15 protein-coding genes and 1 pseudogene are annotated in these 18201 nt (G+C 70.7%); 10 read left to right on the plus strand and 6 right to left on the minus strand.

Going from position 1 to position 18201, the window contains the following annotated elements:
- Positions 1 to 50: 50 nt before the first annotated feature.
- The 3 genes and pseudogenes from ACQCO7_RS06020 to ACQCO7_RS06030 all read left to right on the plus strand — a co-directional run.
- Positions 51 to 1325 carry a diaminobutyrate--2-oxoglutarate transaminase gene (locus ACQCO7_RS06020; RefSeq protein WP_464070845.1) on the plus strand — a complete coding sequence of 425 codons (1275 nt, stop codon included), beginning with the start codon at positions 51 to 53 and terminating at the stop codon, positions 1323 to 1325.
- 151 nt (positions 1326 to 1476) lie between these two features.
- A complete protein-coding gene (locus ACQCO7_RS06025) occupies positions 1477 to 1626 on the plus strand; it encodes a hypothetical protein (protein ID WP_464070846.1) in 150 nt (49 codons plus the stop codon).
- Positions 1627 to 1638: 12 nt separating this feature from the next.
- A pseudogene (locus ACQCO7_RS06030) lies at positions 1639 to 3084 on the plus strand (IS701 family transposase); the annotation flags it as partial.
- A gap of 13 nt (positions 3085 to 3097) precedes the next feature.
- On the opposite strand, the gene ACQCO7_RS06035 reads toward ACQCO7_RS06030, so the two are convergent.
- Positions 3098 to 3520, minus strand: a complete 423-nt coding sequence (locus ACQCO7_RS06035) for a secondary thiamine-phosphate synthase enzyme YjbQ (RefSeq protein ID WP_409113291.1) — start codon at positions 3518 to 3520, stop codon at positions 3098 to 3100.
- Between the two features lie 295 nt (positions 3521 to 3815).
- Here ACQCO7_RS06035 and ACQCO7_RS06040 point away from each other — a divergent pair, with 295 nt between their 5' ends.
- The 4 genes from ACQCO7_RS06040 to ACQCO7_RS06055 all read left to right on the plus strand — a co-directional run bounded on the left by ACQCO7_RS06040 (position 3816) and on the right by ACQCO7_RS06055 (position 6732).
- Positions 3816 to 3899 carry a putative leader peptide gene (locus ACQCO7_RS06040; protein WP_349817350.1) on the plus strand — a complete coding sequence of 28 codons (84 nt, stop codon included), beginning with the start codon at positions 3816 to 3818 and terminating at the stop codon, positions 3897 to 3899.
- A 100-nt stretch (positions 3900 to 3999) separates the two neighbouring features.
- Positions 4000 to 4872 carry an ABC transporter permease gene (locus tag ACQCO7_RS06045; protein WP_464070847.1) on the plus strand — a complete coding sequence of 291 codons (873 nt, stop codon included), beginning with the start codon at positions 4000 to 4002 and terminating at the stop codon, positions 4870 to 4872.
- Entirely contained in the window at positions 4845 to 5573 is a 729-nt protein-coding gene (locus ACQCO7_RS06050; protein ID WP_464070848.1) for an ABC transporter ATP-binding protein, read from the plus strand. The genes ACQCO7_RS06045 and ACQCO7_RS06050 overlap by 28 nt, the downstream gene beginning before the upstream one ends.
- A gap of 166 nt (positions 5574 to 5739) precedes the next feature.
- On the plus strand, positions 5740 to 6732 hold the full coding sequence (locus tag ACQCO7_RS06055; protein ID WP_464070849.1) for an ABC transporter substrate-binding protein: 993 nt from the start codon (positions 5740 to 5742) through the stop codon (positions 6730 to 6732).
- 20 nt (positions 6733 to 6752) lie between these two features.
- Here ACQCO7_RS06055 and mltG read toward each other — a convergent pair whose 3' ends face one another.
- Together mltG and ACQCO7_RS06065 are read right to left on the minus strand one after the other, a co-directional pair.
- Complete coding sequence (gene mltG, locus ACQCO7_RS06060; RefSeq protein ID WP_464070850.1) at positions 6753 to 7592, minus strand: endolytic transglycosylase MltG; 840 nt, start codon at positions 7590 to 7592, stop codon at positions 6753 to 6755.
- 92 nt (positions 7593 to 7684) lie between these two features.
- On the minus strand, positions 7685 to 9505 hold the full coding sequence (locus ACQCO7_RS06065) for an ABC transporter ATP-binding protein (RefSeq protein WP_464070851.1): 1821 nt from the start codon (positions 9503 to 9505) through the stop codon (positions 7685 to 7687).
- An 86-nt stretch (positions 9506 to 9591) separates the two neighbouring features.
- Here ACQCO7_RS06065 and ACQCO7_RS06070 point away from each other — a divergent pair, with 86 nt between their 5' ends.
- The gene (locus ACQCO7_RS06070; protein ID WP_464070852.1) at positions 9592 to 10038 is read left to right on the plus strand and encodes a MarR family winged helix-turn-helix transcriptional regulator; all 447 of its coding nucleotides are present in this window, start codon (positions 9592 to 9594) and stop codon (positions 10036 to 10038) included.
- A 126-nt stretch (positions 10039 to 10164) separates the two neighbouring features.
- Here ACQCO7_RS06070 and ACQCO7_RS06075 read toward each other — a convergent pair whose 3' ends face one another.
- The 3 genes from ACQCO7_RS06075 to ACQCO7_RS06085 form a co-directional block, all read right to left on the minus strand.
- Positions 10165 to 11541, minus strand: coding sequence for a cation:dicarboxylate symporter family transporter (locus ACQCO7_RS06075; protein ID WP_464070853.1), 1377 nt, complete (start codon positions 11539 to 11541; stop codon positions 10165 to 10167).
- A gap of 170 nt (positions 11542 to 11711) precedes the next feature.
- Positions 11712 to 13370: a peptide-N4-asparagine amidase gene (locus ACQCO7_RS06080; protein WP_464070854.1), complete on the minus strand. Its 1659-nt coding sequence runs from the start codon at positions 13368 to 13370 to the stop codon at positions 11712 to 11714.
- A 46-nt stretch (positions 13371 to 13416) separates the two neighbouring features.
- Entirely contained in the window at positions 13417 to 14115 is a 699-nt protein-coding gene (locus ACQCO7_RS06085) for a hypothetical protein (protein WP_464070855.1), read from the minus strand.
- 127 nt (positions 14116 to 14242) lie between these two features.
- On the opposite strand from ACQCO7_RS06085, the gene ACQCO7_RS06090 reads away from it, so the two are divergent.
- Together ACQCO7_RS06090 and ACQCO7_RS06095 are read left to right on the plus strand one after the other, a co-directional pair.
- Positions 14243 to 16162 (plus strand): ABC transporter transmembrane domain-containing protein, encoded by a 1920-nt coding sequence (locus ACQCO7_RS06090; protein WP_464070856.1) that lies wholly within the window; start codon positions 14243 to 14245, stop codon positions 16160 to 16162.
- The gene (locus ACQCO7_RS06095; protein WP_464070857.1) at positions 16159 to 17940 is read left to right on the plus strand and encodes an ABC transporter ATP-binding protein; all 1782 of its coding nucleotides are present in this window, start codon (positions 16159 to 16161) and stop codon (positions 17938 to 17940) included. Before ACQCO7_RS06090 ends, ACQCO7_RS06095 begins: the two co-directional genes overlap by 4 nt.
- The last annotated feature ends 261 nt before the right edge of the window (positions 17941 to 18201 follow it).

The raw sequence follows: 18201 nt of genomic DNA on the forward strand, positions 1-18201 counted from the left end.
CAAATAGACGCACCGATGAAGCGATGAACTGATGAAAGGTACGTGCTGACATGACCGAGACCGACGGGACGCCCCTATCGGTGTTCGAACGTCACGAGTCGAACGTACGCAGCTACTGCCGCGACTTCCCGGTAGTGTTCGAACGAGCCGCCGGACACCACCTGTGGGACACCTCCGGACGCCGCTACATCGACCTGCTGTGCGGGGCGGGATCGCTCAACTACGGCCACAACCCACCCGCGATCGTCGAGCGGGTGACGGCGTACCTCGCCTCCGGAGGGCCGGTACAGTCGCTGGACCTGCACACCACGGCCAAGGCGGAGTTCCTGGAGCGCTTCACGAGCCTCGTCCTGGAACCCCGCGGTCTGGGCGACTTCGTGGTGCAGTTCCCCGGCCCGGCCGGCACTCTCGCGGTCGAGGCCGCTCTGAAGCTGGCCCGCAAGGTCACCGGACGCACCGAGGTCATCGCCTTCACCGGCGGTTTCCACGGCGCGTCGCTCGGAGCACTGGCTGCCACCAGCTCCCCGCTGCTGCGCGGGGCGGCGGGGGTGCCCCTGACCGACGTGACGATCCTCCCCTACGGCGACGCCGCCCACCCGGACGGGACCGACCCGGTCACCGCCCTGGAACGCGCTCTCGGCCCGCAGGCCGAGGCGGCCCCGCCCGCCGCGATCCTGCTGGAGACGGTCCAGGGCGAGGGCGGACTGCACACGGCACCCCGCGCCTGGCTCGCCCGACTGCGTGAACTCGCCGATGCGGCAGGCGCGTTGGTCATCGTGGACGACATCCAGGCAGGGTGTGGGCGCACCGGGAACTTCTTCAGCTTCGAAGACGCCCCGGAACTGCGCCCCGACCTCGTATGCCTGTCGAAGTCGCTCAGCGGGATGGGGCTGCCGATGGCGGCCCTGCTGATCCGCCGCGAGATCGACCAGTGGGCCCCCGGCGAACACAATGGCACCTTCCGCGGCCACAACCTCGCCTTCGTAGCGGGTTCCGCCGCCCTGGACCACTGGACGGACCCGCACTTCACAGAGCACACCGCGGAACTGGCAGCCGCGATCCCCACCAGTCTCAAGAGCATCAACGCCGCGCTCCCCACGGGGATCGCCGAAGTCGTCGGCAAGGGAGCGATGAGCGGCCTGAGGTTCGCTGACGCCGCGGTCGCCGACGGGGTCCAGCGGACCCTGTTCCACGCCGGGATCGTGGCCGAGACCTCCGGACAGGGACACGTGCTGAAGCTGCTCCCTCCGCTCACGATGTCACTCACCGAATGGAAGCAGGTGGCGGACGTTCTCGGCAACGCCGCCCTCCACACGGTGCGTTGAGGGCGAACGCCCTCGGCCCACCGAAGAAGCGCACCCACATCGCACGAACCGATCCGGGTGACGCCGCCGGGGCGCACCACGGACAAGTACTACAGCCGGAGATCTTGTGACCAGGTTCCAGGGTTGTCGTTGACCGGGCATGATGCGGGATGTGACGGCTGACTTCATAGCCGAGTGGCGTGATGAACTGACAGGGCTGACGGGATCGCTGGGGTCCTTGTTCAATCGGCCGGAGCCGCGGGTGGTGTTCGCGCAGTTCGCCGAGGGGCTGCCGGCGGGGCTGCCGAAGAAGAACGGGTAGACGCTCGCGGAGCGGGCCGGGCACCTGACCGCGGACCGGATGCAATGGCTGCTGAACGGATCGGTGTGGGAGGCGGACCGGCCGCGTGACGCGGTCCGTGACTACGCCGTGGACCATCTCGGCGATGCGGATGCGTCGCTGGTCATTGACGACACGCAGGCCCAGACGAAGGGCACCAAGTCGGTAGGGGTGGCCTTCCAGCACTGCGGGACGACCGGCGACGTACGCAACTGCCAGACCATGGTCATGCCGACCTACGCCGCCGCCGGTGGGCACGCCTTCTGCGACCGCCGCCTGTACCTGCCCGAGGAATGGACTGGCGACCGGGACCGCTGCCGTGAGGCCGGCATCCCCGACGACGTCGGCTTCGCCACCAAGCCCGAACTGGCCGTCGCGATGCTCACCGACGCCCTGGCCGCCCGTGTCCCCTTCGCCTGGGTGCCGGCCGATTCCGGCTGCGGACGCGATCCGCAGCTGCGGACCTTCTGCCACGACCGCGCCCTGCCCTACGTCCTCGGCGTCCCCGTCGACCTGCCGCTGGACGGCCCGCCGGGCAAGCCCCGCCAACCGGCAGTCGGGCGAGCCGACGACCTCCTCCACTACGCCAAGGTCCGTGACCAGTGGGAACGCCGCTCCTGTAGCCACGGTGCCAAGGGGATGCGGCTCTACGACTGGACCGCGTTCGCCGTGGACGTCAGGGACGAAACACCGGCCGAGGGGCACACACACTGGATCGTCCTACGCAGATCCCTCTGCCCCGACCGGCGCGGCAGGGACGGCGAACTCCACCGCGAGATCGCCTACTTCCTCGCCCACGCACCGGCCGGCACCACCGTCCCGACGGTCATCGCGCGGGCCGGTGCCCGTTGGCAGATCGAGGAGGACAACGAGCTCGACCAGCAACTCGTCGGCTTCGACCAGTACCAGGTCCGCAAGTGGACTCCCTGGCACCGGCACATCACCACCTGCATGCTCGCCACCGCCTTCCTCGCCGTCCAACGGGCAGCCTTCCCCGAAGCCGAAAAGGATGTTCTTCAAGCTTGCCGGCTGCCAAGGGCGACCGCTCGCCCGCTTCCCGTACATGACAGCCAGATGGTCAGCGGGGGAGAGTTCTCCCGCACGGGAGAGGCGTGCCGCCTCGCTGCTCGGGGTGTTGCGTTCCGGGTCGGCGAGGATGCGGCGCGCGACCTCTCGGACGACCACCGAGACCTCCCAGTCGTCGGCCCAGCCGATGACGTGTCCGCCTACAGCGGCGACCGCTGTGAGCACGTCTTCCCGCTGGCGCTCCGGAGAGGATGTGGCGAGCTTCATCCTCGACAGCCGACGCACGCCGAGCAGGCACTTTCCGCATCCGTCGTAGGGTCGTTCGATCAAGGTCAGGTCCGTACCGCGCAAGGCTTCTCCGCGTGGGGCGCTCAAGGTACGGAGATTCCGCGGCCACCCCTAAGGCGATCTTGATCGAGGCTCCGGCTCAGCCCAGGAAGCTGAGCCGGACCTGACGGTTAGCGTTGTCTTTGTTGGTGTCCACCAGGCACACCGATTGCCAGGTGCCCAGTTCCAGGTGACCCGCGAGGACCGGGAGGGTCGCGTGGGGTGGGACGAAGGCCGGGAGGACGTGGTCCCGGCCGTGGCCCGGGGAGCCGTGGCGGTGGGTCCAGCGGTTGTCGGCGGGGAGGAGGGTGTGGAGGGCGGCGAGGAGGTCGTCGTCGCTGCCGGCGCCGGTCTCGATGACGGCGATGCCCGCGGTGGCGTGGGGGACGAAGATGTTGAGGAGGCCGTCGCGGTTGCCGGCGGCCTCGCGGAGGAAGGATTCGCAGTCGCGGGTGAGGTCGATCACGCGTTCGCTGGAGCCGGAGGTGATGTGCAGGACGCGGGTGGTGAAGGCATCGGACATGGGGTCATTGTCGCCGTCCGGGTCGTGGGGTGCTGGTCGGTAGGTCCTCTCCTTGCGGGTGCCGGCGGTAGGCACCTCGTCGCGGACACGGAACGGCTGTCGGCCGCGTACGCGTCGTCGGCGTCGCCGCCGCCGCGACTGAGGCGATCCCCAAAAACCGCAGCCCCATCGACCAGCCCAGTCCCCAACGCAGCCCCACCGACCGCCCCACTCCCCAACGCAGCCCCACCCCCCGAAGTCCACTTCTCAAGACACCCGTTGACCACCCCCTCCCCCACTGGCTACGTTCAGCCGCATGTTGCGTTCAGCCCTGCTCACCACGCGCGGTCACATCGACCTGCTGCGGGTGGCCTCCGCCGCGTGTCGCCGCGGCTGCTGACGCCCTTCACCTCTCGGTAGGCCCTTCCCGGGCAGAGCTCTAGGTTCTGCCGGGCCCGGCGTTGCCGGGGCGTGTTCCCCCACCGCTTTGTGGAGCCCCCATGAGCATCAGCCATGCCCCGCCACCCCCACCCGACGCGGCCGAGTCCGACATTCGAGGCAGCCGCGATCTCGAACTCCGGCCGATCCTCCCCCACACCTCCCGCCGAGCCCGCGTCCCCCGCTGGCTGCGCCGGACGACCGGCCCCGCACTCCTCCTCGCCCTGTGGCAACTCCTGTCCAGCACCGGCGTGTTGGCGTCGGACGTCCTCGCCTCCCCCGGCCGGATCGCGGAGGTCGGCAAGGAGCTGGTAACCGACGGCTCGCTCACGTCGGCGATGGGTACGTCGCTCCAGCGCGTGGCCCTCGGGCTGCTGTTCGGCACCCTCATCGGCACCGGACTCGCCCTGTTCTCAGGGCTGTTCAGGGTCGGCGAGGATCTCGTGGACGCGCCGGTGCAGATGCTGCGGACCGTGCCGTTCGTCGGTCTGATCCCGCTGTTCATCATCTGGTTCGGGATCGGCGAGACCCCGAAGGTCGCGATCATCACGCTCGGGGTGACGTTCCCGCTGTACCTGAACGTGTACGCCGGGATCCGCGGCGTGGATGCCCAACTCGTCGAGGCGGGCGAGTCGTTGGGACTGTCCAGGTGGGGACTGGTCCGGCATGTCGTGCTGCCGGGAGCGCTCCCCGGCGCGCTGACCGGGCTGCGGTACTCGCTCGGCATCGCCTGGCTCGCGCTGGTCTTCGCCGAACAGGTCAACGCGGACTCGGGGATCGGGTTCCTGATGGTGCAGGCGCGGGACTTCCTGCGCACGGACGTGATCGTGGTCTGCCTGATCGTGTACGCGTTCCTCGGCCTGTTCGCCGACTTCGTGGTCCGTTCTCTGGAGAGGGTGCTGCTGCAATGGCGACCGACGTTCACCGGCCGGTGACCGGACAGGCGGTGCGGGTCGCGGGGCTGACGCGGTCCTTCGACGGGCGTGCCGTCATCGACGGCCTCCAACTCGACATCAGGCCGGGCGAGTTCGTCGCGCTGCTCGGGCGCAGCGGGTGCGGGAAGTCGACGCTGCTGCGGATCCTCGCAGGGCTCGACCGAGAGATCGAGGGGACGGTGCTGGTGCCGCGCCGTAAAGCGGTCGCGTTCCAGGCACCGCGGCTGATGCCGTGGAAGAGGGTGTGGCGCAACGTGCTGCTCGGGCTGCCGGGCAGTCCCCCAAGGTACGTCGCCGACAAGGCACTTGAGGAGGTCGGGCTCGGCCACCGGGCGGACGCGTGGCCCAAGACGCTCTCCGGCGGTGAGGCTCAACGTGCCTCGCTGGCGCGGGCGTTGGTGCGTGAGCCCGATCTCCTGTTGCTGGACGAGCCGTTCGGGGCGCTGGACGCACTGACGCGGATCAACGCCCAGCGGCTGGTGGGTGAGTTGTGGCGGCGGCGCGGGTGCGCGGTGCTGCTCGTCACGCACGACGTCGAGGAGGCCGTCCTGCTCGCGGACCGGGTCCTGGTGATGGACGGCGGGGTCATCGCGCACGAGCAACAGGTCGGCCTGGAGAGGCCGCGCGAGCTGTCCGATCCGCGATTCGCGGAGCTGCGTACGGAGTTGCTGGGGCGGCTGGGGGTGGACGCGGCGGCCTGAACACGACGACGCAACGCCGCCGCACACCCCCGATCGCCGTGAACCCCTGCCGAAGTCCACCTACTTCGACACCGAGTTTCCCAACTCCAGCGAAAGTCCGACTACTTCACCCTTGAGTTCCCCAACTCCCTCCGCAATCTCCCCACTTCAACCTGAACGGACCCCCATGCGACGCCGCCTCCTCCCCGCCGCACTCCTCCCCCTCGCCCTCCTCCTCACCGCCTGCGGCGGCACCTCCTCCGCCACCGACGGCACCGGCCCTCTCACCCTCGACGTCGGTGACCAGAAAGGCGGTTCGGAAGCGGTCCTGCGTGCCGCGGGCGAACTCAAGGGCCTCGACTACCGGATCAAGTGGTCCACGTTCACCTCCGGCCCGCCGCTCCTGGAGGCCGTCAACGCCGGGGCCGTCGACATCGGCGCCGTCGGCAACACGCCGCCCGTCTTCGCGGCGGGCGCGGGGTCGAAGATCACGGTGGTGGCCGCGTGGCACGGGTCCGCCGAGGGCGAGGCGATCCTCGTGCCGAACGGCTCGAAACTGACCAGGACCGCTGACCTGAAGGGCCGTTCGGTCGCCGTCGCGCAGGGTTCCTCCGCGCACTACCAGTTGATCGCGTCCCTCAAGGCCGCCGGGCTGACCCTCTCCGACGTACAGGTCAGTTATCTCCAACCCGCCGACGCACTCGCCGCGTTCACCTCCGGGAAGGTCGACGCGTGGGCCGTCTGGGACCCGTACACCTCGCAGGCCCTCGAAGCGAAGAAGGGGCGCGCGCTGACCACCGGGCAGGGGGTCGTCAACGGGCTCAGCTTCCAGGTCGCCGCGCCCGCCGCGCTCAAGGACCCCGAGAAGGCCGCCGCCATCGCCGACTACCTCACGCGGCTGCGGCGCGCGCAGGACTGGGTGTCCGGCCACCAGGCCGACTGGGCGAAGGTGTGGGCGAAGGACACGGGCCTGCCGTACGACGTCGCGCTCGCGTCGGTGAGACGTACGCACTCGACCCGTGTCCCGGTCGCAGTCGACCAGTCGGCGATCGACTCCGAGCAGCAGATCGCCGACACGTTCACCGAACTGAAGCTGATCCCGGGGAAGGTCGACTTCTCGGCCTTCGCGGACGGCCGCTTCAACGGAAACCTGCCGGCTTCCACGACACCGCCACGCTGAGGGCCTTGGTCAGGCAGCCGTCAGCCGGCCTTCGGCTTCTGGGCCTTGTTGAACTCCGCCACGTTTCGCTGGTGTTCGGCGTAGTTCGCGGTGAAGCGCGTGTCGCCGGGTTTGACGGTGACGAAGTAGAGCCAGTCGCCGGGGGTGGGGGTGAGCGCGGCCCGCATCGCTTCTTCGCCGGGGTTGTCGATGGGGGTCGGGGGGAGGCCCATGCGCTGGTACGAGTTGTAGGGGCTGTCGATCTTCGTGTCGGCGTCCGCCGTGTTCAGGGTCGAGCGGTTGAGGGCGTAGTTGATCGTGGAGTCCATCTGGAGGGGCATGCCGCGCTCCAGGCGGTTGAAGACGACGCGGGCGACCTTGCCCATGTCGGCCTTCGTGGCGGCCTCGGCCTGGATGATGCTGGCGATGGTGACGGCCTGGTAGACGTTCATCGCGTTGCGCTGGGCGCCGGCGGCCATGGGGGCGCCGTTGAACTTCTTGTTCGCGGTGTCGACCATGTACGCGAGGAGGGACTGGGGGGTCGGCTTCCCGGTGAGGGGGTACGTCGCGGGGAAGAGGTACCCCTCGGGGTTGCCCTCCGCGTCGGCCGGGAGTCTGAGGCCGGTCTTCGGCAGGGCCTTGCGGGTCGTGCCGACCGGCAGGGCGAGCGCTTTGTCGACCGCCTCGTAGACCTGGCCGGAGCGCCAGCCCTCGGGGATGGTCAGGACCTTGGGCTTGGCGGCCTCGGGAGTCGGCCGCTCCACGTTCAGCAGCGGCACCGCCACCGCGGCAGCGGCCAGGACGGCCCCGGTGACGACGAGGACGGTTCGGCCGCGGCGCGTCAGACGGATCGCGCTCCGGGGCGGAGTGTTCATCTGCATGCGGGCACGTTAACTCGCACACCGTCAAAAACCGGGCATATCGTCGCCTTGTCGGATGATCAGCCTCCGGAACGCCTACGCCGCCCGTATTCCTACGCCGCCGTCACCCGCTCGTCCTTCCTCACCAGCCCCGCGTACCTCCCCTCCTGCGCCACCAGTTCCTCGTGCGTCCCCCGCTCCACGACCCGCCCGCCTTCGAGGACGACGATCTGGTCCGCGTCCCGGATCGTCGACAGCCGGTGGGCGATCGTCAGGGTCGTCCGGTTCGCCGACAGCGCGTCGATCGCCCGCTGTACGGCGTACTCCGTCCGCGTGTCCAGCGCGCTGGTCGCCTCGTCGAGGATCAGGACCGGAGGGTCGCGCAGGATGGTCCGCGCGATGGCGAGGCGCTGTTTCTCGCCGCCGGAGAAGCGGTGCCCCCGCTCGCCGACGACCGTGTCGTACCCGTCGGGCAGCGACGCGATGTGGTCGTGGATCTGCGCGGCGCGCGCCGCCTCGTACAGTTCCTCGTCGCTCGCGTCGGGTTTCGCGAAGCGCAGGTTCTCCGCGACCGTCGCGTGGAAGAGGTACGTCTCCTGGGAGACGACACCGATCGCGCGCGCGAGGGTGTCGAAGTCGAGGTCGCGGACGTCGACGCCGTCGAGGGTGACCCGGCCGCCCGTCACGTCGTACAGGCGCGGCACGAGGTGGCCCAGCGTGGACTTGCCCGCGCCGGTCGGGCCGACGACGGCGAGGCTGTGGCCGGCGGGGACGGTGAGGTCGACGCCGTCGAGGATGGCGCGGCCCCCGCGCTCGCCCTCGCCTCCGTACCGGAACGACACCTCCTCGAAGCGGACCTCCCCCTTCACGCGGTCCAGGTGGACGGGGTTGTCGCGTTCGGTGATGTCGATCGGCAGGTCGAGGTACTCGAAGATGCGCTGGAAGAGCGCGAGGGAGGTCTGGATCTGGACGCCGGTCGCCAGGAGGCTGACGGCGGGGCGGAAGAGGCCCTGCTGGAGGGAGACGAAGGCGACGATCGTGCCCAGCGAGATGGCCGGGCCGCCGATCTGGAGGGCGACGCCCGCCGCCCAGTAGATGAACGCCGGCATCGCGGACATGACGATCCCGATGACGGACATCCGCCAGCGGCCCGCCATGCTGGAGCGGACCTCCAGGTCGACGAGGCGCTCGGACTCGTCCGCGAAGGACTTGGTCAGGGAGTCGGCGCGGCCCATCGTGCGGCCGAGGAGGATGCCGCTGACGGAGAGCGACTCGGTGACCGTCGCGGACATCGCGGCCATCTGCTTCTGCCGCTCGGTGGTGATCTTCTTGCGCTCCGAACCGACCCGGCGGCTGATCCAGACGAAGACCGGCAGGAGCAGCAGCGAGACGGCGGTCAGCCGCCAGTCGAGGGCGAGCATCGCGACGATCGTGGCGACGACGCTGGTGAAGTTGGAGACCAGGGAGGTCGCGGTGGAGGTGACCGTCGCCTGCATGCCGCCGATGTCGTTGGCTATGCGGGACTGGACCTCACCGGTGCGCGTGCGCGTGAAGAACGCGAGCGACATCCGCTGGAGGCGGCCGTAGACGGCCGTACGCAGGTCGTGCATGACGCGCTGGCCGACCGTCGTCGAGATCAGCGTCTGTAGGACGCCGAAGACTCCGGAGAGGAGGGCGCTGAGGATCATGCCGAGGGCGAGCAGGCTCAGCAGGCCCGTACGCCCCTGGGGGATCGCGACGTCCAGCGTCTCCTTCAGCAGGAACGGCGTCGCGACGCCGACCAGCGAGGAGGCGGCGACCAGCAGGCCCACGAGGGTGAGGCGGGCGCGGTAGGGGCGGAACAGCTTCAGGATGCGGCGGACCTGGCGGGGCTGTGGCTGCTCGGGGTCGGCCGGTGGGTTCCAGGTGGGTTGTTTCTCTCGGTCGGGGTGCATGGGCTCCTTCGGGAAGCACTCAGGATCAGGACTACGCTCATTGTTACCTATACTCACAATGAACGGCATCCTGTTATTGTTCCCGTATGGCCACACCAGATTCCGACAGCCTGCTCGCCGAGCAGTTGCTGCGGTTCACCCGCCGCGTGCACCGCATCCAGAAGCGGCACATCGAGGAGTGCGGCCTGGGTGTCACCCCGGCCCAGTCCCGCCTGCTGCGCACACTCGCGCAGTACTCCTCCCCGCCGCGCATGGCCGACCTCGCCGAGCGCCTCGAAGTGGTCCCGCGCGCGGTGACGACGCTGGTGGACGGCCTGGAGGCGAACGGGAAGGTGCGCCGGGTCCCCGATCCGACGAACCGGCGGGTGATCCGTATCGAGCTGACGGAGGACGGGCGGACGGCGCTGAGCGAGCTGCGGGGGGCGCGGCGGACAGCGGCGTCGGAGATCCTCGCGCCGCTGTCGCGGGACGAGCGGGAGGAGTTGGGGGAACTGCTGGGGACGCTGCTGAGCGGAATGCCGGTGCACGGCTGAAGCGGCGGCGGGCACAGCGAGAACGGCGACCGCCGCACCCGGGAGTCCGGGTGCGGCGGTCGCTTGTGCGTTCTCGATCAACTCGCTTCGAGTGCGGGCTCCGTCTTGTGAGCCGCGCGTTCTCGGTCAGCTCGCTTCGGGTGCGGGCTCCTTCTTGGTGAGCTGCGCGGGCACGACCGCTTCCTCCGCCGCGACCTCGGTCTCCGTCACGTCGATCTCGCCGTCCAGCACCTTCTTCGCGCGCTCGATGTCCAGCGCCCCCTCCCACCGCGCCACCGCGAACACCGCGACGCAGTTGCCGAGCAGGTTCGTGACGACGCGCATCGAGTCCATGATCCGGTCGACGCCGAGGAGCAGGGCGACCGCCCCGGCGGGGATCGCGCCGAGGGACGACGCCGTCGCGGAGAGCGCGAGGAAGGCGGAGCCGGGGATGCCGGCCATGCCCTTGCTGGTCAGCATCAGCACCAGGACGACGGTGATCTGCTGGCTGAGGCTGAGGTCGACGCCGACGGCCTGCGCGATGAACAGGGTGCCGATGGAGAGGTAGAGGGAGGCGCCGTCGAGGTTGAAGGAGTAGCCGGTCGGCAGGACCAGGCCGACCGCGTCGTCCCGGGCGCCCGCCTTGCGCAGCTTCTGCATGACGCGCGGCATGACCGACTCGGTGGACGCGGTGCCGAGCGCGAGCAGCATCTCCTCGCGGATGTAGCGCAGGAACTTCCAGAGGCTGAGCCCGGTCACGACCCGCAGGGCGACGGCAAGCAGCGCGATGAACACGGCGGCGGCGGCGTAGCACAGCGCGATCAGCTTGCCGTACGTCTCGATCACGCCGAGGCCGTAGTTGCCGATCAGGACGGCCATCGCGCCGAACACGGCGATCGGCGCGAGGCGCATCACGAAGCCGACGATCGCGAAGATGATCTCCTGCGCCTGCTCGATCGCGGGCAGCACCTGCGGGACCCTCGTGTGCCCGAGGTGCAGCAGCGCCGCGCCGACGAGACAGGCCAGGATCAGCACCTGCAACAGGGAGTTCTCGGCGAAGGCGCCGACGAACGAGGTCGGCAGCGAGTGGAGCACGAACTCGGTCGTGGACGGCAGCGAGCCGCCGTTCGTCTTCGCGTCGACCGCCGCCGTGTTCAGCGTGGAGGGGTCGACGTGCATCCCGGAGCCCGGCTGGACGAGGTTCGCGGCGAGCAGCCCGACGATCAGCGCGAACGTGCTCGCGACCTCGAACCAGATCAGCGCCTTGAGACCGATCCGGCCGAACGCCTTGAGGTCGCCGGCCTTGGCGATCCCGACGACGACCACGCAGAACACGAGCGGCGAGATGATCGTCTTGATCAGCCGGATGAACCCGTCGCCGAGCGGCTGTAGGTCGGAGGCGAAGCCGGGCCACAGCTTGCCGACGGCGATTCCGAGCACGAGCGCGATGGCGACCTGGATGAACAGCGAGGTACGCAGCGTTCGTGCGACGCGTCGCGGCAGGGACGGTACGGACTGCGGCACGGGCACTCCTGGGAGGGACGGCGGACTCACAGAAACCCGACAGGACTTCTGCGATACGGAAAGCGTCTTCCGTGCCGATCACTTTGGAGTGCCCGTCGCTCGTAGGGAAGACCTCCGTGTTGCCGATATGTAAATCACGCCATGAGTGATGGATCACACATCGGAAGGTTTCAGCAGGCGCCGCGGTCCTCGGTCAGCATGCCCTGGACCGCTGTGACCGTGCGGTCGTAGCAGCCCCGGGAGCCCGTCAGCCGGTAGCGCTCGGTCGTCGTGGCGACGCCGTGCCGCTGGTCGCGCGGCACGCCGACCGTGTACGTCGCGTCGCCCGTGTACGTGTCGTCGAGCCGCGACCAGCGCCCGCGCGCGTCGCTGACGGTGGCCCGGTCGGCGAGCGTCATGACCGTCCGCAGCCGGTCGTCCGCGCCGGTCGTCGTCGTGCCGTCCATCGTGTACGTCCGGTGCGCGCGCGTCGCGTGCTTGTTCACGGTGGCCGTCTCGTCGTCCGTCCACACCCCGGCGAGGGTGTCCAGCTTCTCGCCCTCGGTCCAGCGGTGCGTGGAGGTGTGGGCCAGGGATCGGGTGACCGTGGTGGTGACGCGGCCGTGCGAGGTGTCGGCGTATCCGGTGACCGTGAGGCTGTGCGCGGCCTTCGTGCCGACGCGGTGCTCCGTACCGGGCGTGTACGTCGAGGAGTTGGCCGGGGCGCTCTCCCTGTGAACGGTCACTTTGCCGGTGACCTGCTTCTTCCCCGCGTCCTGCCAGATCAGGACGTTGACCGGGGCGCTCCAGCCGGTCTGCCCCTCGGGGACGCCGACGACCGAGACCTCGACGCGGTGCGGGCGGCCGTCGTTGAGGACGCCGGCGAACGGGGTCAGGTCGTATGCGATCGGCTTGATGTCGAAGGCGCGGGGGCCCGGGACGACGTACCAGAGGAAGGGGTTGGACCAGCCGCCGGTCCACACGGTCGGGAACGGGGTGGCGATTCCGGCGAGTCGGCCGTCCACCGTGATCTGGACCTCGCGGTACGGGCCGTCCGGGGTCTGGCAGGAGTACGGCGCCGGGGTCGGGACGGAGAGGTACCAGTACTCCTCGCAGCCGCCGCCGGAGCCGGTGGCGTAGACCTCGGCGAGGATGCGTTCGCTGTTGCGGGGGGTGGTGAGGGTGTGGTCGGGGGTGAGGGTGAGGACCTTGTCGGGGACGGTGTTTTCGGTTTCTCCGGTGTTTTCGAGGGAGCCCGCGGGGTACGGCTTCGTTCCGGACGGCTTCGGGCCGGGTGCCTCGTAGAACGTCAGCGTGACCTTGACGTCCAGCACGCCCGTGTACATGTCGTCGACCACGTTCCCGATCAGCATCTCCACGTCCTGTGCGCGTCGGAGCGTGTCGGTGTAGCGGGTGACGTCCTTCTCGACCGACCACTCGATGCCGTCCGGGGAGGGCTGCGGGGTCGAGGTGCGGAAGATCTCGACGCCGCCGATGTGGAGGTAGCCGAGGCGGTCGTACTGGCGGCCCTTGACCTTGCCGTCCATGCGGAGGACGACCTTGCTCCAGGTGTCCCCGCAGGCCGGGGGCGGGGTGTAGGTCCCCCGGTACGGGGTGAAGTCGCGGAACTGGGCCTGGGCGACGGTGACTTCGCAGGACTCGGCGTTGGGCTTGGGGACAGGTGGGGCGGCGGTCAGGGGGTCGTGCCAGTCGGAGCCGAACTCGGGTGGGGCGTCGGCGAGTTGGGGCGCCGGAGCCGATGGGGTCGCCGTAGCTGTCGTGGTCGCCGTCAGCGGGAGTACCGCAGCCGTGACTGCGGCGAGCATGGACATGATGAGCCGTCTGGTCATGGCCGGTGTTCTAAGGGGAGTCCCCCGCGTCCCGCAACCGTGCGGTTCAGGCCCTCAGTTCGGCCCGGTCCCCCATCACCACGACCGGGTGCGCGGCCGGGTCCAGGGTCCGCAGCAGGTGTTCCATGCCCGCCTTCGACAGGCTGACGCAGGCCGAGGTGCCGCTGCCGTGGTCCATGTGGAGCCAGATGCTCCCTCCCTTCTTCTCCCCCTCCGGGCGGGTCGGGTCGCTCGGGGAGGTGCCCTTGATCCGGTTGTAGTCGATGGCGATGACGTAGTCGAAGTCGTGCCGGTACGGCTTCTGCCACCAGCTCGGCGTCTCGAAGGCGCCGGAGCGGGTGTACGGCAGTTTCGTGCCGGGGTTCTTCAGGACGCCGCCGGCGTCGGTGAGCGTGAACACCCCCACCGGGCTGCGGCCGTCGTTCTCGTGGTGATCGGTCGTCCAGCCCTTGCGCGCGTTGTGGGCCGGCCAACTGCTCTCCTTCTGCCAGGTTCTGCCCTGCTTGATGTAGAGAACGGCCGTCGCGTCCGGAGAGTTCCTGCCGTCGCCATAAACCGCGACGACTTGTCGCGAGGCGGCCGGGATGCGCTTCAGGAAGTCCGGGCCGACGTCCGGAACGGTCGTCAGGGCCTGTGCGGCGGCCGGCTTCTTCGTCCCCGCGTCCGCGCTGTCGTGCGCCTGCGTGCTCGCGCAGCCGGTCAGGGCGACGAGCAGCGCTCCGGTCACGGCCAGGGATCGCGTCACAGTTCCTCGCATGCGTTCCATAGTCGCAATCCCGGCGGCCCGAGGGAAAACCGGTTGAGATCGGCGGTCCGGCGCGGCGAGGCTGGCACGGTTTGCGCCTCCTTCTGACACGAGCTCCTGGGACGTCATGCAGATCCAAGATCTTCCGTACCGAGACCCGGGTGTGCCGGACGCGCGCTCCGGGCCCCGCTTCCTGTGGTGGCTCGGCCGCAGCCAGGCGGGCGGTCAGCTCAAGTCCCTGGGCTGGGGCCTGGCGCACTTCCCGGCCGTGTCCGCGCAGCCGTTCGTCGTGGGGTACGCCGTCCAGGCCGTCGTCGACCGGTCGGGCACCCGGCTCGCGCTGGCGGGCGCGCTGATGCTGGTGTTCGGGATCGCCATCGCCGTCGGGGACACGTTCCTGCACCGCGCCGCCGTCACCAACTGGATCACCTCGGCGGCCCGTGTCCAGCAGTTGCTGGCCCGCAAGGCGTCGGTGCTCGGGGCGGGGCTCACCCGGCGGGTCGCCGCCGGTGAGGTGGTCGCCGTTTCGACAGGTGACGTGGAGAAGATCGGGTGGTTCGTCGAGGCGGTGTCCCGGTTCACGGCCGCCGCGGTCACCGTCGTCCTCGTCTGCGTCGGGCTGCTCCTCTACCAGCCCGCGCTCGGTGTCGTCGTCGCCGTCGGGCTGCCCGTCGTGGCGGTCGCGGCGCTGCCGCTGCTGCCCCGGGCGACCCGTCGGGCCGACGTCCAGCGCGAGAAGGCGGGGCGCGCGACCGAGTTGGCGTCCGACACCGTCGCGGGGCTGCGGGTGCTGCGCGGGATCGGCGGGGAGGAACTGTTCCTCGACCGCTACCGCGCCGCCTCCCAGGACGTCCGGCACGCCGCTGTCCGCAGCGCGAGCATGTGGGCGCTGATCAGCGCGCTTCAGGGGTTGCTGCCGGGGCTGCTGCTCGTGGGGGTGGTCTGGTACGGGGTTCATCTGGCGCAGGAGGGGCGGGTTTCGGTGGGGGAACTCGTCACGGTCTACAGCTCCGTCGCGGTGCTTTCGTATCCTCTGCGGCACTTCGAGGAGATCGCGATGGCCTACTCGTTCTCGCGGCCGTCGGCTCAACGGGCGGCCCGGGTGCTGTCGTTGGAGCGCGGGGCGGGTTCCGGGGTGCCGGGCGAGGACGGGGTGTCTGTTTCCGGCCGTTCCCCGGCAGGTGTCGTGCGTGAGTCCCGTACCGGCCCGGAGAACTTCGCCGCCGGGGATCTGTACGACCCCGGCTCCGGGCTGCTCGCCCCCGCCGGGGTCCTCACCGCCGTGGTCTGCGGTGATCCCGACGCGGCCGGGCGGCTCGCCGAACGGCTCGGGGGGCACTCCGTCGAGGAGGGGCCGTCCGTGGAGCTGGGCGGGGTGGCGCTGGACACGCTCCCGCTGGACGTCGCGCGAGCCGCCGTACTCGTCCAGGACAAGGACCCCGTACTGCTGTCCGGCACCCTGCGCGAGCTGCTCGACGTGCCGTCGTCCGGCGCGGTCGAGGCGGACGCCGCGCTCGTCGCCGCGCGCTGCGAGGACGTCCTCGACGCGCTCGCCCAGGGGACACCGGGCGACCCCATGGACGCCCGCATCACCGAACGCGGGCGCTCCCTCTCCGGCGGCCAGCGCCAGCGCCTCGCGCTCGCCCGCTCCCTGGTCACCGACCCGGAGGTGCTGGTCCTCGACGAGCCGACGTCCGCCGTCGACTCCCACACGGAGGCGCGGATCTCGGAGGGCGTACGGAGGTTGCGCAAGGGGCGTACGACGGTGGTGTTCACGTCGTCGCCGCTGCTGCTGGACGTCGCGGACCGGGTGGTCCTGGTGGACGGCGATGAGGTGACCGCCGTGGGCACGCACCGCGAGCTGCTACGGGACGAGCCTCGGTACCGGGGGGTGGTGACGCGGGAGGTGTCGGACGAGGGTGCGCCGGACGGCGCCGTACCCGCGAGCGGCGTGCCGGACACCTCCGTACCGGCCCCTGCTGAACCCAGCACCGTCAAGCCCGAGACCGTCAGGCCCGAGTCGGAGAAGATCGAGGAGTCCGCATGATCGGCGTGAAGCCACCGCAGTACGACCCGGCCGCGCCGACGACGGCGAGCACGCTGCCCGTCGGCACGCCCGCCACCGTCCGCGCGTACGTCGGTGAGCTGGTGCGCCGGCACCGGCGCGCCTTCCTGGTCCTGGTGGTCGTCAACATCGTCGCGACGGTCGCCTCGATGGTGGGACCGTGGCTGCTGGGCGACCTCGTCGAGCGGGTGTCGGCGGGTGAACGGGAGCTGCGGCTCGGGCTCACCGTCACGCTGTTCACGCTCTCGCTCGGCGTGCAGGCCGTCTTCGTGCACCAGACGCGGCTGCGCGGCGCGATGCTCGGGGAGCGGATGCTGGCCGACCTGCGCGAGGACTTCCTCGTCAGGTCGGTGCGGCTGCCGCCGGGCGTGCTGGAGCGGGCCGGGACCGGGGATCTGCTCTCGCGCATCACCACCGACATCGACCGGCTCGCGAACGCCATGCGCGAGGCCGTGCCGCAGCTGATCATCGGCGTGCTGTGGTCGGCGCTGCTGCTCGGCGGCCTCGTCGTGACGGCGCCGCCGCTCGCCGCCGCCGTCCTGCTCGCCGTGCCGCTGCTGGTCGTCGGCTGGCGCTGGTACTTCAAGCGGGCGCCCGCCGCGTACCGGTCGGAGGCCGCCGGGTACGCGGCCGTCGCCGCCGCGCTCGCGGAGACCGTGGACGCCGGCCGGACCGTCGAGGCGCACCGGCTCGGGGAGCGGCGGGTCGCGCTGTCCGAGCTGCGGATCCGGCAATGGACGAGTTGGGAGCGGTACACGCTCTGGCTGCGGTCGGTGCTGTTCCCCGTCATCAACGCCGTACACATCACGGTCCTCGCGTCCGTGCTGATGCTCGGCGGCGTGTTCGCCCTCCAGGGGTGGATCGGGGTCGGGCAGCTCACCACCGGCGCGCTGCTCGCGCAGATGCTGGTCGATCCGGTGAACCTGATCCTGCGCTGGTACGACGAGTTGCAGGTCGCGCAGGTGTCGCTGGCCCGGCTGGTGGGGGTGCGGGAGATCGAGCCGGACGCCGGCCGGGCGGATCTCGCGCCCGAGGGGCGGGAGCTGGCCGCGGACTCGGTGCGCTTCGGGTACCGGGAAGGCGTCGACGTCCTGCGCGAGGTGTCGCTGGCGGTCGCGCCGGGTACGCGGCTGGCGCTGGTCGGTCCCTCGGGGGCCGGGAAGTCGACGCTGGGGCGGCTGCTCGCCGGGATCTACGCGCCCCGGACCGGCCACGTCGCCCTGGGCGGGGCCGAACTGTCGCGGATGACCGCCGAGCAGGTCCGCTCGCACGTCGCCCTCGTCAACCAGGAGCACCACGTCTTCGTCGGCTCCCTGCGCGACAACCTCCTGCTCGCGCGCACCGACGCGGACGACGCCGAGCTGTGGGCGGCGCTGGGCGCGGTCGACGCGTCCGCGTGGGCGCGTGCTCTGGACGGCGGTCTCGACACCGAGGTCGGCTCCGGCGGGCTCGCCCTCACCCCGGCGCAGGCGCAGCAGATCGCGCTGGCCCGCCTCGTGCTGGCCGACCCGCACACCCTCGTCCTCGACGAGGCGACCTCGCTCCTCGACCCGCGCGCGGCCCGCCATCTGGAGCGGTCCCTGTCCCGCGTCCTCGACGGCCGTACGGTCATCGCCATCGCCCACCGGCTGCACACCGCGCACGACGCGGACGTCATCGCCGTCGTGGAGGACGGGCGGATCAGCGAGCTGGGGAGCCACCCGGAGCTGGTCGCGGCGGGTGGGGCGTACGCGGCGCTGTGGAGGTCGTGGCACGGGTGAGGCGGAGGTGCGGGGGCCTGCCGGCGCGGTTTCGCCCGGGGATGCCGGGGCCTGGCCGGTGAGCGTGGACGGTGGGCGCGCGGGGCTCGGCTCGCCGGTGAACGGCCCCGCGCCGGGCGGCGTCCCGCAGCGCACGTCCCCGTCCCGGGGCCGCGCCCCCGCGCCCCCGTACCCGCTGCCGTCGTCCCGCGTCACAGCCGTTGCCGTTGCGCGGGCGCGGGGGCGGGTGGAACGTTGGAGGGCAGTACCCGCGCGCGGTGT

This window comes from Streptomyces saintjeani, from assembly GCF_055409605.1.